This window comes from Actinocorallia herbida (genome assembly GCF_003751225.1).
Classification (GTDB): Bacteria; Actinomycetota; Actinomycetes; order Streptosporangiales; family Streptosporangiaceae; genus Actinocorallia; species Actinocorallia herbida.
Genome location: NZ_RJKE01000001.1, coordinates 8,751,832 through 8,766,006, shown reverse-complemented (window position 1 = coordinate 8,766,006; position 14,175 = coordinate 8,751,832). Strand labels below are relative to the sequence as shown.

Here is a 14,175-nt window from a genome sequence, read left to right as displayed (position 1 = left end):
GGACCGACTTAGAAGTCGTTCTTGACGACGACGCCGCTGTCGGTGCAGGAGCCGCTGGCGATGCCCAGGATCGCGATGCCGTTGCCGCAGAGGTTGATCGGGATCGAGATCGGGGCGATCAGCTGGATGCCCGTGAGGAGGCCGGTGTTGTTGTTGTTCTCCGGCCCGTCGTTACCGCCGTTGCTGGCGAACGCCTGGCCGGCGCCGCCGAGCACGCCGAAGGCGGTGATGGCGAGCAGACCGGTGCCGGCGATTTTCTTGAGCGACATTGAAGGAGATCCTCCTGGTACGTGGACGAAGCATCGGAGCAATGCCGCCCCGAACTCTCACGTGGAGTAGTTATTCAGCTACTCGCCGGTAGTGGGTCGCTAATTCGAGCACGATTACTCGATTAGGAGGCAAGGATCACCATCCCTTTACCTTCTGGCGTCGCTATGTCCGGGAATCTGGCGGGTCTCCGGCGACACGCGTGTGCCACGCTTGTGGCGTGATCGGGTGGCGCGAAGCGATGGAGGGGGCTCTCTACGGCCCCGAGGGCTTCTATCGGACGCAGAGTCCAAGAAGACATTTCCGGACTTCAGTGCATGTGTCCCCGGTGTTCGCGGAGGCGGTCGCGAGGCTTCTCGCGACGGTCGACACGGCACTCGGCGGGCCCGCCCGGCTCGACTTCGTCGACATGGGGGCGGGCGACGGGGCGCTGGCCGAAGGGGTGCTCGCCGCCTTGCCGGAAGAGCTGCGCGCGAGGGTGCGGGCGACCGCCGTCGAGGTGGCGCCCCGGCCGTCGCGGACGGTGCCGGGCCTGGTCTGGGCGACCGAGCCGCCCGCGCGGATCACCGGGCTCGTGGTCGCCAACGAGTGGCTCGACAACGTGCCGCTCGACCTCGCGGTGCGCACCCCGGAGGGGCCCCGGCTCGTGCTCGTCGACGGTTCGGGACGCGAGGGGACGGGCCGGGAACCGGATCCGGCGGACCTCGCGTGGCTGGTCCGGTGGTGGCCGGACTCGCGGTGGCCCGAAGGGGAGCGCGCCGAGATCGGGCGTACCCGGGACGTCGCCTGGGCGGGGCTGGTCGACCGGCTGGACGCGGGCCTCGCCGTCGCCGCGGACTACGCCCACGACGCGGAGACGCGGCGGCCCACCTTGACCGGGTACCGCGACGGACTCGCCGTCGCGCCCGTCCCGGACGGCACCTGCGACATCACCGCACATGTCGCCCTCGACTCGGCGGCCGAGGCCGCGGTGCGGGCCGCGGTGGAGCAGGCCGTCTCGCCGGGCGCCAGGCCGACCGGCGAGACGGCCGTGAAGGCCGCTTCGCGGGGCGTCGCGGAGGCAGGGAGCGTGCCCGCGACGGCCTTCCCGAGACTCCCCCTGGTGACGGTCCGCACCACCCAGCGCGCGGCGCTGCGCGCTCTCGGCGTGACCGGCGCCCGGCCGCCGCGGGAGCTCGCGGTGGCCGATCCCCGCGCCTACCTGCGGAGCTTGACGCGGGCCGGGGAGTCCGCCGAACTGACCGATCCCGGAGGGCTCGGCGGGTTCGGCTGGCTGATGCAATCCAGGGGGGTGCGCCTCGACGGGTTCGCGGAGGCCGAACCCAGGGCGACCGCCGCCCACGGCCTGACCGGGTGAGCACCGGACCGGCGGTCGCCGGGACCCCTGAATCCATCCGGGAGATCCTCCTTAGGCGCCTCCCTTCACGGTGTGTGATGGTGGTGTGGCAGAAACCACCTTCGCCCCTGGTGGGCGCGGGCGGCTATGGCCCCGAAGCGACCTTTTGGTGACCACGGGTCAGGGCGGGTGTCAGGAGAGCAGCTCCAGGGGTTGGGTACCCTTGGCTGTCGCAACCGTCCGGTACCCCTTGCGAGGACTGGAACGTTCATGGAAATGCCTTCTCAGCGACCCGGCAGGCTCAAGGTCGGGGTCGTCGGCGCGGGCCGTGTCGGCACCGTGCTGGCCGCGGCTCTGCAGCGTGCCGGGCACCCCGTCGCCGCCGCGTCGGCGGTCTCGTCGCGCCCGCGCGCCGAAGCGATCCTGCCCGGGGTGCCGTTCCTCGCGCCCCAGGAGGTCGTCGGGGCCGCGGACCTTGTGCTGCTGACCGTCCCGGACGACGAGCTCGCCGGGCTCGCCGCGGGGATCGTCGCCGCCGGAGTTCCCGTGCAAGGCAAGTTGTTCGCTCACGCCAGCGGACGGCACGGCGCAGGCGTCCTCGACCCTTTGACGCGTGAGGGCGGGCTGCCCTTGGCGCTGCACCCCGTCATGACCTTCACCGGCCGCCCCGATGATCTGGCCCGCCTCGCCGGGATCTCCTTCGGCGTCACCGCTCCGGGGCCGCTCCGCCCGATCGCCGAGGCCCTGGTCTTCGAGATGGGCGCCGAGCCCGTGTGGATCGAGGAGGAGAACCGCACCCTGTACCACGCGGCCCTCGCCGCGGGCGCGAACCACCTGGTCACGCTGGTCGTGGAGGCGTCCGGGCTGCTGGGCAAGGCGGGGGTCGCCGAACCCGGCAGGATGCTCGGCCCGCTGCTGGGCGCCGCCCTCGACAACGCCCTGCGCCTCGGCGGCCAGGGGCTGACGGGGCCGGTCGCGCGCGGGGACGCGGGCACGGTCGCCGATCACGTGGCCGCGCTGGCGAAGGCCGAGCCCGACGCCATCGCCGCCTATCTGGCCCTCGCCCGGCGCACGGCCGACCTGGCCCTGGACGCCGGACTGCTCAAGCCGGAGGACGCCGAGCGGCTGCTCGGCGCGCTGTCGGACCCCCGCCGAACGGAAGGACCCCGATGATCGTGCACACCGTCGCCGACCTCCGCCGGGCGCGCAGGGCGCTGCCCGGCCGGGTCGCCCTCGTCCCGACGATGGGGGCGCTGCACGCAGGGCACCGCGCCCTGGTCCGGGCGGCCAAGGAGGCCGCCGACCATGTCGTGGTGAGCGTCTTCGTGAACCCGCTCCAGTTCGGCGAGCAGGCGGATCTCGACCGCTATCCGCGCACCCTGGAGGCGGACGCGGCGATCTGCGCCGAGGAGGGCGCCGAGCTCGTCTTCGCGCCGTCCGTGGACGACGTCTACCCCCTGCCGCTCGAGGTCTCGGTGAGGACCGGGCGGATGGGCGAGATCGTCGAGGGCGCGGCGCGTCCCGGGCATTTCGACGGGATGGCGACGGTCGTGGCCAAGCTCTTCGGCATGGTCCGGCCCGATCTGGCGTTCTTCGGGCAGAAGGACGCGCAGCAGCTCGCGATCGTGCGGCGGCTGGTGGCCGACCTGAACCTCGATCTGGAGATCGTCGCGGTGCCGACGGTCCGGGAGGCCGACGGATTCGCCCTGTCCAGCAGGAACCGGTTCCTGTCGGCGGCGGAGCGGGTGACCGGCCTCGCCCTGTCCCGGGCGCTCTTCGCGGGCCGTGACGCCGTCGCGGGCGGTCCCGGGTCGGTGCTCGCCGCGGCGGAACCCGTTCTCGCGGCGGCCGCCAAGGAGGACCCTCCGCTGCTCCTGGACTACCTCGTGCTGGCCGACCCGGCCACCTTCACCCCCGTCGCCTCCGGACACCGAGGTCCGGCTGTACTCGCCGTCGCAGGACGCGTCGGCGCCACCCGGCTGATCGACAACCTCCCCCTGGAGTTCTGATGTTCCGCACCATGTTCAAGTCCAAGATCCACCGCGCCACCGTCACCCAGGCCGACCTGCACTACGTGGGCTCGGTGACGATCGACGCCGATCTGCTGGACGCCGCCGACCTGCTGCCCGGCGAGCAGGTGCACATCGTGGACATCACCAACGGCGCCCGGCTGGAGACCTATGTCATCGAGGGGCCGCGCGGCACCGGGGTGATCGGCATCAACGGCGCCGCGGCGCACCTGGTGCACCCGGGCGACCTCGTGATCATCATCAGCTACGCGGCGATGACCGACGCGGACGCCCGCGCCTTCAAGCCCTCGGTCGTGCACGTGGACGGTGCCAACAAGATCGTCCTGCTCGGGGACGACCCGGCCGAGCCCGTCCCCGGCACCGACACCCGCCGTCCGGACCTCGTGGGCTGAATCGGGCGGACAGGACGACCGGCGGACGGGTGGCGTAGGGATGTCTGGTGACGTTCCAGACTTTGTTCGACACCCCCGGAGGAATGCCTCAAATGGGTTTACTGTCATACTGACGAAAACCCCCGAGGAGGGCCCGATGATCAAGGAGCGCGCGGCAGGAGTGCCGGGCTGGACCGTGGAAACCGACGTCGTCGTGATCGGATCCGGCATCGCCGGGCTCGTCGCGGCGATCCGCGCCTCCGGGCACGGGCGCGTCCTGCTGGTCACCAAGGCGCTCCTCGACGCGGGCTCCACCCGGTGGGCGCAGGGCGGCATCGCCGCGGCGCTGGCCCCCGACGACAGCCCCGCCGACCACCTCGCCGACACGCTCACCGCGGGCGTCGGACTCTGCGACGAGGAGGCCGTCCGGATCCTCGTCACCGAGGGACCCGACGCGGTCCGCCGGCTGATCGACACCGGCGCCCACTTCGACCTCGCCTCTGACGGCTCGGTGTCGCTCACCCGCGAGGGCGGGCACCACCGGCGCCGCATCGCGCACGCCGGTGGCGACGCGACGGGCGCGGAGATCAGCCGGGCGCTGCTCGCCGCGCTCAAGCAGACCGACGGCGTCGAGGTCATCGAGCACGCGCTCGTCCTCGACCTGCTGACGGCCGGCGGACGCGCCGCGGGCGTCACCCTGCACGTCATGGGGGAGGGCTCGCGCGACGGCGTGGGCGCGGTCCGAGCCAGGGCCGTCGTCCTGGCGACGGGCGGGCTCGGCCAGGTCTTCGCGGCGACCACCAACCCGGAGGTCTCCACCGGTGACGGGGTCGCGCTCGCGCTGCGCGCCGGGGCCGAGGTCGCCGACCTGGAGTTCGTGCAGTTCCACCCGACCGTCATGTGGCTCGGACCGGACGCCGAAGGCCAGCAGCCGCTCATCTCCGAAGCCGTGCGCGGTGAAGGCGCGCACCTCGTGGACGCGTCCGGGGAGCGCTTCATGACGGGCCGCCACGAACTCGCTGAGCTGGCCCCGCGTGACGTCGTCGCCAAGGGCATCATGAACCGGATGCGGGAGACGGGCGAGCCCTGCATGTGGCTCGACGGCCGCCACCTCGGCGCCGCGTTCTGGGAGTCGCGCTTCCCCAACATCCTGGCGAGCTGCCGGCGCCACGGCGTGGACCCCGTCACCGACCCGATCCCCGTGGTCCCCGCCGCGCACTACGCCAGCGGGGGCGTCATGACCGACCTCTACGGCCGCACCTCCATCCCGGGCCTCTACGCCTGCGGGGAAGTCGCCTGCACGGGCGTGCACGGTGCCAACCGCCTCGCCTCCAACTCGCTGCTCGAAGGGCTCGTCTTCGCCGAGCGCATCGGAGAAGCGGTCAAGGACGACCTCGCAAGGCAGGTCGTGGCGGCCGAGCCGTCCGGCGGGACCGCAGGGCTGCTCGATCCGACGGTGCGCGCGGAGGTCCAGAGGGTGATGAGCGCCTACTGCGGCGTCCTGCGCAGCGCGGACGGCCTCGCGGAGGCGGAGCGCGCCCTCGCGCGGCTCGCCGGGCTGACGTCCGCGCAGCCGTGCGTGGAGGCATGGGAGGCGACCAACCTTCACCAGGTCGCCACCGCCGTCGTCGCGGCGGCAGCGCGGCGCACCGAGACCCGCGGCAGCCACTGGCGCGAGGACTTCCCCGACCGCGACGACGCCGCGTGGCGCGGTCGCCTGGTCGGTCGGGCCGGGCGGGCCCCGGGCTCTGGGAACGGCTACGAACTGGCCTTCCACCCCGCGGGCGGGCCCGCGAACAAGACGACTGCATCGAAGGGCGAGTGATGACACCGGAGCTTCAGGCGCGGCTGCGCGCCGAGGGACTCGAGCCGGAGCGGGTGGCGAAGGTCGTGCGCGTCGCGCTGGCCGAGGACGGCGACGTCGACGTGACGAGCGAGCCGATCTTCGACCCGGCACAGGTGTCCACCGCCGATTTCACCGCGCGCGGCGAGGGCGTCGTGGCGGGTCTGCTGGTGGCCGAGGCCGTGTTCGAGATCCTGCTCGGCGACCGGGCGTCCCTGGAACCGAAGGTGAAGGACGGAGAGCGCGTCGGCAAGGGCGACGTTCTCCTGACCGTCACCGCGCCGACGGTCGGGCTGCTGCGCGCCGAGCGGATAGCGCTGAACTTCCTTACGCACCTGTCCGGCATCGCCACCCAGACGGCGCGGTGGGTGGCGGCGTTGGAGGGCACCAAGGCACGGGTCCGCGACAGCCGCAAGACGCTGCCCGGCCTTCGCGGCCTGCAGAAATGGGCGGTGCGCTGTGGCGGCGGGGTGAACCACCGGATGTCCCTCCAGGACGCCGCGCTCATCAAGGACAACCATGTCGCGGCGGCCGGAGGCGTCACCGCGGCCTTCCAGGCGGTGCGCGCGCGTTACCCGGAGCTGCACATCCAAGTCGAAGTGGACACCCTGGACCAGCTTCAGGAGGCCTTGACGGCCGGAGCCACCGACATTCTGCTGGACAATATGACGGACTCCACGATGGCCGAGGCGGTAAGCCTGACGGCCGGTCGAGCGACCCTCGAAGCGTCTGGCGGTCTCTCCCTGGACAGGGCACGAGACGCCGCCGTGACCGGTGTGGATTACCTTGCGGTCGGCGGGTTGACGCATTCCGCGTCCGCCCTCGACATCGGCCTTGACTTCCGTCCAGTAGCGGGGACCTGATGCTTCTCACCATCGACGTCGGCAACACCCACACCGTGCTCGGCCTTTTCGAGGCCGAGGAGGTGATCGAGCACTGGCGCATCAACACCGATCCGCGCCGCACCGCGGACGAGATCGCGGTCGTGCTCCAGGGCCTGGTCAACCAGAGCCCACTGCTCGTCGACACCGATATCAGCGGGATCGCGCTGTGCTCGACCGTGCCGTCGGTGCTGCACGAGATGCGCGAGATGTGCCGCAGGTACTACGGCGACGTGCCCGCGGTCATCGTCGAGCCGGGGGTGAAGACGGGCGTTCCGGTCCGGATGGACAACCCCAAGGAGGTCGGGTCCGACCGGATCGTCAACTCCCTGGCCGCCATCAACATGTACGGCGGTCCGGCGATCGTCGTCGACTTCGGCACCGCGACGACGTTCGACTGCATCTCGGCCAAGGGCGAGTACGTGGGCGGGGCGATCGCGCCGGGCATCGAGATCTCCATCGACGCGCTGTCGGTCCGCGGCGCCCAGCTGCACAAGATCGAACTGGTCCGGCCCCGGCACGTCATCGCCAAGAACACCGTCGAGGCGCTCCAGTCGGGCATCATCTTCGGCTTCGCGGGCCAGGTGGACGGCCTGGTCGACCGGATGGCCGAGGAGCTGTGCGACAACCCCGACGACGTCAAGGTCGTCGCGACGGGCGGCCTGGCCCCCCTCGTCCTTGAGGAGGCCCGCAGCATCGACGCCTTCGAGCCCTGGCTCACCCTCCACGGCCTCCGCCTCATCTACGAACGCAACATCGGCGGCTCGTAGTTCACCGGCCCGACCTCCGGCCCTAGGGGGCCCGCGGTCGGGCGTGTGATCGGGCGCTTGAGATCCCTGGGCTGTGTTCGCCGGCCCGACCTCCGGCCCTGGGGGGCCTGCGGTCGGGCGTGTGATCGGGCGCTTGAGATCCCTGGGCCGCCCCTTCGGCCCTTGGGGGCCTACGGGGCGGTCCAGGGGCGCCCGATCACGTGTGCGGCCGCGCCTGACGGCGCTCCCTGGAAGGCCGGTCAGGTCGGCGGCGACGGGAGTTCTCCATATATCGCGTTCGCGTTGGAAATTGGGGCTCGGTAGCCTGACACCGTGAGTGAGCAGACCTTCGACGCGTCCCAGGGCGACGGCTATGCCGATGCGCCCGAGCAGATGCGCGTCCGCCTCGAGAAGGTGGCGCGACTGCGGGAGAGCGGCATCGACCCTTACCCGGTGAATTTCCCGCGCACGCACACCATCGCCGAGGTGCGCGCCAAATACCCCGAGCTGGAGCCGGGCACCGAGACGGGTGAGAAAGCCGCGATCACCGGGCGCGTCATGCTCTCGCGGATCGGCGGCAAGCTGTGCTTCGCGACCCTGCGCGACGGCACGGGCGACCTCCAGGTGATGATCTCCCTCGCCGGGGTCGGCGAGGAGGCGCTGGCCGCCTGGAAGAGCGACATCGACCTCGGCGACCACGTCGGCGTCGTGGGCGAGATCATCTCGTCCAAGCGCGGCGAGCTCTCGGTCATGGCCGAGAGCTTCGTGCTGACGTCCAAGTGCCTGCGGCCGCTGCCGGAGAAGCACGCGGGTCTCACCGACCCCGAGGCGCGTGTCAGGTACCGCTACGTCGACCTCATCGTCAACGACGAGGCGCGCAAGATGGCGCGGCTGCGCAGCGACACGGTGCGCGCGGTCCGCGACTTCTGGCACGAGGAGGGGTACCTCGAGGTCGAGACCCCGATGCTCCAGCCGATCCACGGCGGTGCGGCGGCCCGGCCGTTCAAGACGCACATCAACGCCTACGACATGGAGATGTACCTGCGCATCGCCATCGAGCTGTACCTCAAGCGGCTCGTCGTCGGCGGCGTGGAGAAGGTCTTCGAGATCAACCGGAACTTCCGGAACGAGGGCGCGGACTCGACGCACAACCCCGAGTTCACCATGCTCGAGGCCTACGGCACCTACCTCGACTACAACGACATGGCCGACCTCACCCAGCGCATGTACCAGAAGGCCGTGGTGGCCGCGCTGGGCCACTCGGTGGTCGTGCACGAGGGCCGGGAGTACGACCTCGGCCTGCCGGTGTGGCCGCGCATCACGCTTTTCGGCGCGGTGTCGGAGGCGCTGGGCGAGGAGATCACCCCGCACACGGCGATCGAGCAGGTCCGCAAGCTCGCCGACGCGCGTGAGATCCACTGGGACCCCAAGTGGGGCCAGGGCAAGCTGGTCCAGGAGATCTTCGAGGAGCTGGTGGAGCACACGCTGCTCCAGCCGACCTTCGTGATGGACTACCCGCTGGAGACCTCCCCGCTGACCAGGGAGCACCGGGCGGAGCCGCTGCTGACCGAGAAGTGGGACCTCATCGGGTTCGGCACCGAGCTGGGCACCGCCTACTCGGAGCTGGTCGACCCGATCGAGCAGCGGCGGCGGCTCACCGAGCAGTCGCTGCTGGCCGCCGGGGGCGACCCCGAGGCGATGCAGCTCGACGAGGACTTCCTGCGGGCGCTGGAGTACGCGATGCCGCCCACCGGCGGCATGGGCGCCGGCATCGACCGGATGATCATGGCCTTCACCGGCAAGAACATCCGCGAGACGATCCTCTTCCCGCTGGTCAAGCCGGGCTCATGAGGCCGACTCCCGGATCACCAGTTCCGGGGTGAGCACGATGTTCCGGCCTTCCGCGCCGGCGAGCGCCAGTTCCGTCGCGATCCTGCCGAGATCGCGGCGGGGCTGGCGCACCGTGGTCAGGGGCACCACCGCGGTGGCGGCGAGCGCGATGTCGTCGTAGCCGACCACCGCCACTTCCTGGGGGATCTTCACCCCGCCCCGCACGAGCTCGTTGACGACGCCGATGGCCATGAGGTCGTTCGCGCACAGGACGCCGTCGGGGAGCGTTCCAAAGTCCATGAGGCGCTGCGCGGCGTGTCGGCCCGCCTCGGTGGTCAGTCCGGGCTCGGCGATGGTCAGCGGCGGGGCGTGCCCTGACCTGGTCAGCGCGCGCAGGACCCCCGCGCGGCGCTGGCGCAGCGGCGGGGTCTCCGGTTCCGCGGTGACGAACGCGAGGTCGTGCCGGCCGATCGCGGTGAGGTGCTCGGCGGCGAGCCGCCCGCCCTCGACGTGGTCGACGCCGACCGAGCAGGCGCCCGCGCCGGGGATCTTCCGGTCGACCAGGACGACGGAGACGCCATGGGCGCGCAGCCGCCCTATCCGTCGCGCGTCGAGCCCCACGGGGGTCACGATGAGCCCTGAGACGCCCTGCTCCTCGAGGAAGTCGACACAGCGCCGCTCCTTCTCCGGGGAGCCCTCGCTGGTGCACCACAGGACGTCGAAGCCGAACTCGTTCAGCGCGGCCTCCGCGCCGCGTGCGACGTCGGTGAAGTAGGGGTTGGCGATGTCCTCAACGAGTACTCCGAGTGTTCGTCCCGAGCCCTTGCGGAGGGCGCGGGCCGCCTCGTTGCGGACGAATCCCAGCTCCTCGATCGCGGCGAGCACCCGGACTCTGGTCGCTTCGGCCACCTGTTCTGGCCGGTTTAGGACATTCGAAACGGTCCCAACTGAGACTCCCGCACGCCGCGCCACCTCACGAATACTTGCTCGCATCAGCCCACTCCCCTCCGGTCCGGGACGTGTTCTCGCAGGTTAACGCCATATCGTTCGCGCAAGGCCGTCCTGGACGGCACGGGATGTGGCGGGATGATCACTTTTAGCGCTCTTTGGGACCTTGACGGTCCAGATCCGGCCGCCTAGCGTTCCGGACCGTAGGGACCTTGAAACGATTCACGGACCGGGAAGGGGAAGGCTGCAACCGATGTCCCCTCCCTCAAGCCGACGTTACTCACAGTTCCCCGCGAACGGCCCGCAAACGACGCATCGGCCGAGTCCGGCCACCGAACACAACCGAGACCGAGAACCATTGCCCGTGCAGCCCACAGGCTGCGCCCCCGCGGTCGCACCATCGACGAGGGAGGAATGGAGTGGAACAGGCCATGCTCGCACGCAGGGCGTTCGACGAACCTCGGCTGAGCGAGGACGAACTGAAGTTGCTCGCCCAGATCGCCAGTGGAGTCACCGCCGACGTCGCGGCGCGCAAGCTTGAGCTGAGCGCCCGGACCCTGCGCCGCAGGCTCCGGACCATCTGCGACCGGCTCGACGTCAACACCCCCATCGAGGCCGTCGTCTGGGCGGCCCGCAGGCAGCTCATCTGATCCACCGGCCCGCCCGTGGGAACCCCTCCGTTCCCGCGGGCGGCGTCGTGCCGGGAGCGTCGTCCCCGGGCGCGCGGGCCCGGGGCTCAGGCCAGGCGCACGGCGCCCGCGAACGGCCGGCCGGCGATGGGCGCGATCTTCACGACGTCACCGGTCTGCGGCGCGTGGACCATCTGCCCGTCGCCGAGGTACAGGCCGACGTGGTGCAGATCGCTGTAGAAGAAGACGAGGTCTCCCGGCTGGAGGTCGTCCTGGGAGATGTGCGTGCCGGCGTTCCACTGGCTGCCCGTGTAGTGCGGAAGGCTGATACCGACCTGGCGGTAGGCCCACATGACCAGCCCTGAGCAGTCATAGGAGCTGGGGCCCGCGGCGCCCCACACGTACGGCTTGCCGAGCTGGCCCAGCGCGTACCGCAGCGCCTCGGCGGCCTTGCCGGCGCCCGGCACCGGCGGGATGTCGACGACCTTGCCCGGGTCCTCGCGGACGATCTTGTCCCGGATCTCGGTGTACTGGTCCTTCAGCTCGTCCTGCCGGTCGGTGAGCTGTGTCTTGAGGTCGCGCACCTGCTTGGCCCGGTCGTCCGCGGACTTCTGCGCCCGGTTCGCGGACTGCATCGCCGACAGCAGCGTCATGACGCGCGTGCCGTCCTGGTTGGCGAAGTAGCTGAGGGTGGCGCTCTGGTCGAGGAACGTCTGGGGGTCGTTCGAGGTGGCCAGCAGGAACGCCTGGTCGGTGGCGGTGCCACCGGACATGTAGCTGGTGGCGGCCAGGGTGCCGACACGCTCGGCGGCGCCTTCCATGGCCTTCTGCTGCCGCTTGGCGTTCTCCCGGGCGACCTTCGCGGCGCGCTCGGCCTGCTTCAGCTTGACCTTGAGACCGTTGATCTCCTCGCTGACGGTCTCCAGTTCCTCGTGGATCGCCTCGATCTTCTTCATCGGATCCGGCTCGGCGTGCGCCGTACCGGGGATCACGATGGAGGAGGCGAGCAGGCCGCAGGCGATGGCGAGCAGACGGCTTCGGACGTGCTTCACGGTCTTCCTCTCCTGGGCCCGCCTAGGGCTCGGTCGAGGAGACTAACGAAAACCGGGGTCCGTGCCAACCGGAACCGAACATGGGTCGGCGAAAGCTCCGCCCTGCGGATAGTCTCATGCTCACTATGGAGTTGACGATCCGCCGGGCGCGTACGCCCGATGTCCGTGCTATCCGGAGGCTGGTCGAGACCTATGGCGGGGACAGCCGCCGTCTGCTCCAGAAGAGCACGGTCACGCTCTATGAGGACATGCAGGAGTTCTGGGTGGCGGACGCCCCCGGAAACGGCGGGGTCATCGGCTGCGGCGCCCTGCATGTGATGTGGGAGGACCTCGCCGAGGTGCGGACCGTCGCAATCGACCCCGAATGCAGGGGGCTCGGCATCGGCCACCAGATCGTCGAGCGGCTGCTGGAGACCGCCCGGGATCTTGGCGTGCGGCGGGTTTTCTGCCTCACCTTCGAAGTGGACTTCTTCGCGCGCCACGGCTTCACTGAGATCCAGGGCACGCCGGTGCAGCACGACGTCTATGAAGAGCTGCTGCGCTCCTATGACGACGGTGTGGCGGAGTTCCTTGATCTGGACCGGGTGAAGCCGAACACCCTGGGCAACACCCGGATGCTGCTTCGCTTGGAGGAATGACGTCATCATGAGTGGACCCCCCAACCCGTATGGCCCCGGAGGGGGATATGGGCCGCCCCCGCCACACGGTCGGCCTCCTCAGGGACCTGGATTTCAGGGGCGGCCGGGATATCCCGATCCCGCGCAGTCCCGCGGCGGGCCTTCGGCCCCGCCGCCGCAAGTGCCGCCGCGTCCGGCGGGCCCGCATCCCGCCGAAAGCCTTCCTCTCGCGGCATTCCGGCCGCGCGCCCTGGCCCGGCTGATCGACGCCGGACTCGTATGGGCCGGCGGTTTCGCGGTGCTGTTCCCGATCGTGCTCGCCTCCATCGGGGTGAACAAGGAAGAAGACGGAGTCTGGTCCACGCCGGTGCTGTGGACCACTTTCATCGTCGTCGCGGTCATCCCGTTCCTCTACGAGGCGATCCAGCTCGCGGTCTGGGGCCGTACGCTGGGCAAACGGCAGGTCGGCCTGCGGGTCGTGCTCGCCGATCCGGCGGGGGACGCGCTGCCGATCACGACGGCCGTCTACCGGGCCGCGATCAACAATCTCGGCTACATGCTGGGCATTTTTCTGTTCCTGCTCCTCGGCGTGAAGGTGTGGTCCTTCTTCATCTTCCTCATGTTCGTCGCGGCCGCCGGGGTGTTCATGGCCTACGCCTGGTCCGTCTGGGACAGGCCGCTCTTCCAGAGCATCCATGACCGATACGCCGGTACTGTCGTGGTAGATGACCGGGCGGAGTGGTCATAGGGTCAGGCCATAAGGCCCCCCTCTTAGGGGAGATGCTCATCACAGTGAAGGCCGTCCGGGCGCATCTGCCGGACGGCCTTCGTTGCGTCCTGGGGGCTTCAAGCAATTCTCACCCTTATCGCCGGGTATATCTCATGTGGGTGTGCACGGGCGCCGCGGGGATGGGTTAAAGGTGGCATCTGCGTTGGATTCGGGTGGGAATCCATGATCGACTTGTCGGCTGAGATGGCCTCGGCATGAATCTCCCGTTGGAATCCGGGCCGATTACGGTCCGTCACATCGTGGGAGCGAAAACTCTGGCGGGCGCTGAATTGTCATCTGCAGTCGTCGGGTATATCTTTGTCAACCGAATGAACTATCGCCGGGCTCGCCCGATCGGTGCGCGACCTATCGGTGTCCGACTCGTGTGCCCCGGCTCTACCGATTGCTGAAAGGCCAGCCCCATGGCACGCGAAACTATTGTTCGTCTGGTCGACGATCTCGACGGCGGCGCGGCGGACGAGACGGTGTCGTTCTCGCTCGATGGCGCGGCCTATGAGATCGACCTGAGCGCCGAGAACGCCAAGAAGCTGCGCGATTCTCTCTCCTCCTTCGTGGAGCACTCCCGCCGCGCCGGTTCGGCCAAGCGCGGGCGCACCGCGGGACCGGCCAAGCGTGGCGCTTCCAACCGCGAGCGCAGCGCCGACATCCGGGCCTGGGCCAAGGGCCAGGGCATCAAGGTCAACGAGCGGGGTCGCATCCCCGCCTCGGTGGTGGAGCAGTACGACGCCGCGCACTAGACGCACGCTGCACTGAACGAGCGAACGGCCCGATCCGCCCAGCGCGGAGTCGGGCCGTTCGCTTGTGGCGTATCGGAAAGTCCCGACCGGAGCGG

General features: G+C 70.2%; 15 protein-coding genes. 12 read left to right on the top strand and 3 right to left on the bottom strand.

Annotation, left to right across the window (positions count from 1 at the left end; translation table 11 throughout):
* Window positions 1-8 precede the first annotated feature (8 nt).
* Window positions 9-269: a chaplin family protein gene (locus EDD29_RS39815; RefSeq protein WP_123669331.1), complete on the bottom strand. Its 261-nt coding sequence runs from the start codon at window positions 267-269 to the stop codon at window positions 9-11.
* A 326-nt stretch (window positions 270-595) separates the two neighbouring features.
* On the opposite strand from EDD29_RS39815, the gene EDD29_RS39810 reads away from it, so the two are divergent.
* The 8 genes from EDD29_RS39810 to lysX all read left to right on the top strand — a co-directional run bounded on the left by EDD29_RS39810 (window position 596) and on the right by lysX (window position 9,328).
* On the top strand, window positions 596-1,624 hold the full coding sequence (locus EDD29_RS39810) for an SAM-dependent methyltransferase (protein ID WP_246053245.1): 1,029 nt from the start codon (window positions 596-598) through the stop codon (window positions 1,622-1,624).
* A gap of 249 nt (window positions 1,625-1,873) precedes the next feature.
* On the top strand, window positions 1,874-2,776 hold the full coding sequence (locus EDD29_RS39805; protein ID WP_123669329.1) for a Rossmann-like and DUF2520 domain-containing protein: 903 nt from the start codon (window positions 1,874-1,876) through the stop codon (window positions 2,774-2,776).
* Window positions 2,773-3,612, top strand: coding sequence for a pantoate--beta-alanine ligase (panC, locus tag EDD29_RS39800; protein ID WP_123669328.1), 840 nt, complete (start codon window positions 2,773-2,775; stop codon window positions 3,610-3,612). Before EDD29_RS39805 ends, panC begins: the two co-directional genes overlap by 4 nt.
* Window positions 3,612-4,025: an aspartate 1-decarboxylase gene (gene panD, locus EDD29_RS39795; RefSeq protein WP_123669327.1), complete on the top strand. Its 414-nt coding sequence runs from the start codon at window positions 3,612-3,614 to the stop codon at window positions 4,023-4,025. The genes panC and panD overlap by 1 nt, the downstream gene beginning before the upstream one ends.
* A gap of 136 nt (window positions 4,026-4,161) precedes the next feature.
* Window positions 4,162-5,829 (top strand): L-aspartate oxidase, encoded by a 1,668-nt coding sequence (locus EDD29_RS39790; protein ID WP_123669326.1) that lies wholly within the window; start codon window positions 4,162-4,164, stop codon window positions 5,827-5,829.
* A complete protein-coding gene (nadC, locus tag EDD29_RS39785) occupies window positions 5,829-6,710 on the top strand; it encodes a carboxylating nicotinate-nucleotide diphosphorylase (protein WP_123670977.1) in 882 nt (293 codons plus the stop codon). The genes EDD29_RS39790 and nadC overlap by 1 nt, the downstream gene beginning before the upstream one ends.
* Window positions 6,710-7,498: a type III pantothenate kinase gene (locus EDD29_RS39780; RefSeq protein WP_123669325.1), complete on the top strand. Its 789-nt coding sequence runs from the start codon at window positions 6,710-6,712 to the stop codon at window positions 7,496-7,498. The genes nadC and EDD29_RS39780 overlap by 1 nt, the downstream gene beginning before the upstream one ends.
* 312 nt (window positions 7,499-7,810) lie before the next feature.
* Entirely contained in the window at window positions 7,811-9,328 is a 1,518-nt protein-coding gene (gene lysX / locus EDD29_RS39775; protein ID WP_123669324.1) for a bifunctional lysylphosphatidylglycerol synthetase/lysine--tRNA ligase LysX, read from the top strand.
* Here lysX and EDD29_RS39770 read toward each other — a convergent pair.
* Window positions 9,323-10,300 (bottom strand): LacI family DNA-binding transcriptional regulator, encoded by a 978-nt coding sequence (locus EDD29_RS39770; protein WP_123669323.1) that lies wholly within the window; start codon window positions 10,298-10,300, stop codon window positions 9,323-9,325. The genes lysX and EDD29_RS39770 overlap by 6 nt on opposite strands.
* 386 nt (window positions 10,301-10,686) lie before the next feature.
* On the opposite strand from EDD29_RS39770, the gene EDD29_RS39765 reads away from it, so the two are divergent.
* Entirely contained in the window at window positions 10,687-10,905 is a 219-nt protein-coding gene (locus EDD29_RS39765) for a LuxR C-terminal-related transcriptional regulator (RefSeq protein WP_123670976.1), read from the top strand.
* A gap of 86 nt (window positions 10,906-10,991) precedes the next feature.
* Here EDD29_RS39765 and EDD29_RS39760 read toward each other — a convergent pair whose 3' ends face one another.
* Window positions 10,992-11,936: an NlpC/P60 family protein gene (locus EDD29_RS39760; protein ID WP_246053244.1), complete on the bottom strand. Its 945-nt coding sequence runs from the start codon at window positions 11,934-11,936 to the stop codon at window positions 10,992-10,994.
* Window positions 11,937-12,061: 125 nt separating this feature from the next.
* Between EDD29_RS39760 and EDD29_RS39755 the strand changes: the two genes are divergently transcribed.
* From EDD29_RS39755 to EDD29_RS39745, 3 genes are all read left to right on the top strand, one after another.
* On the top strand, window positions 12,062-12,574 hold the full coding sequence (locus EDD29_RS39755; RefSeq protein WP_123670974.1) for an amino-acid N-acetyltransferase: 513 nt from the start codon (window positions 12,062-12,064) through the stop codon (window positions 12,572-12,574).
* Between the two features lie 160 nt (window positions 12,575-12,734).
* On the top strand, window positions 12,735-13,301 hold the full coding sequence (locus EDD29_RS39750) for an RDD family protein (RefSeq protein WP_246053243.1): 567 nt from the start codon (window positions 12,735-12,737) through the stop codon (window positions 13,299-13,301).
* Between the two features lie 443 nt (window positions 13,302-13,744).
* The gene (locus EDD29_RS39745; RefSeq protein WP_123669321.1) at window positions 13,745-14,080 is read left to right on the top strand and encodes a histone-like nucleoid-structuring protein Lsr2; all 336 of its coding nucleotides are present in this window, start codon (window positions 13,745-13,747) and stop codon (window positions 14,078-14,080) included.
* The last annotated feature ends 95 nt before the right edge of the window (window positions 14,081-14,175 follow it).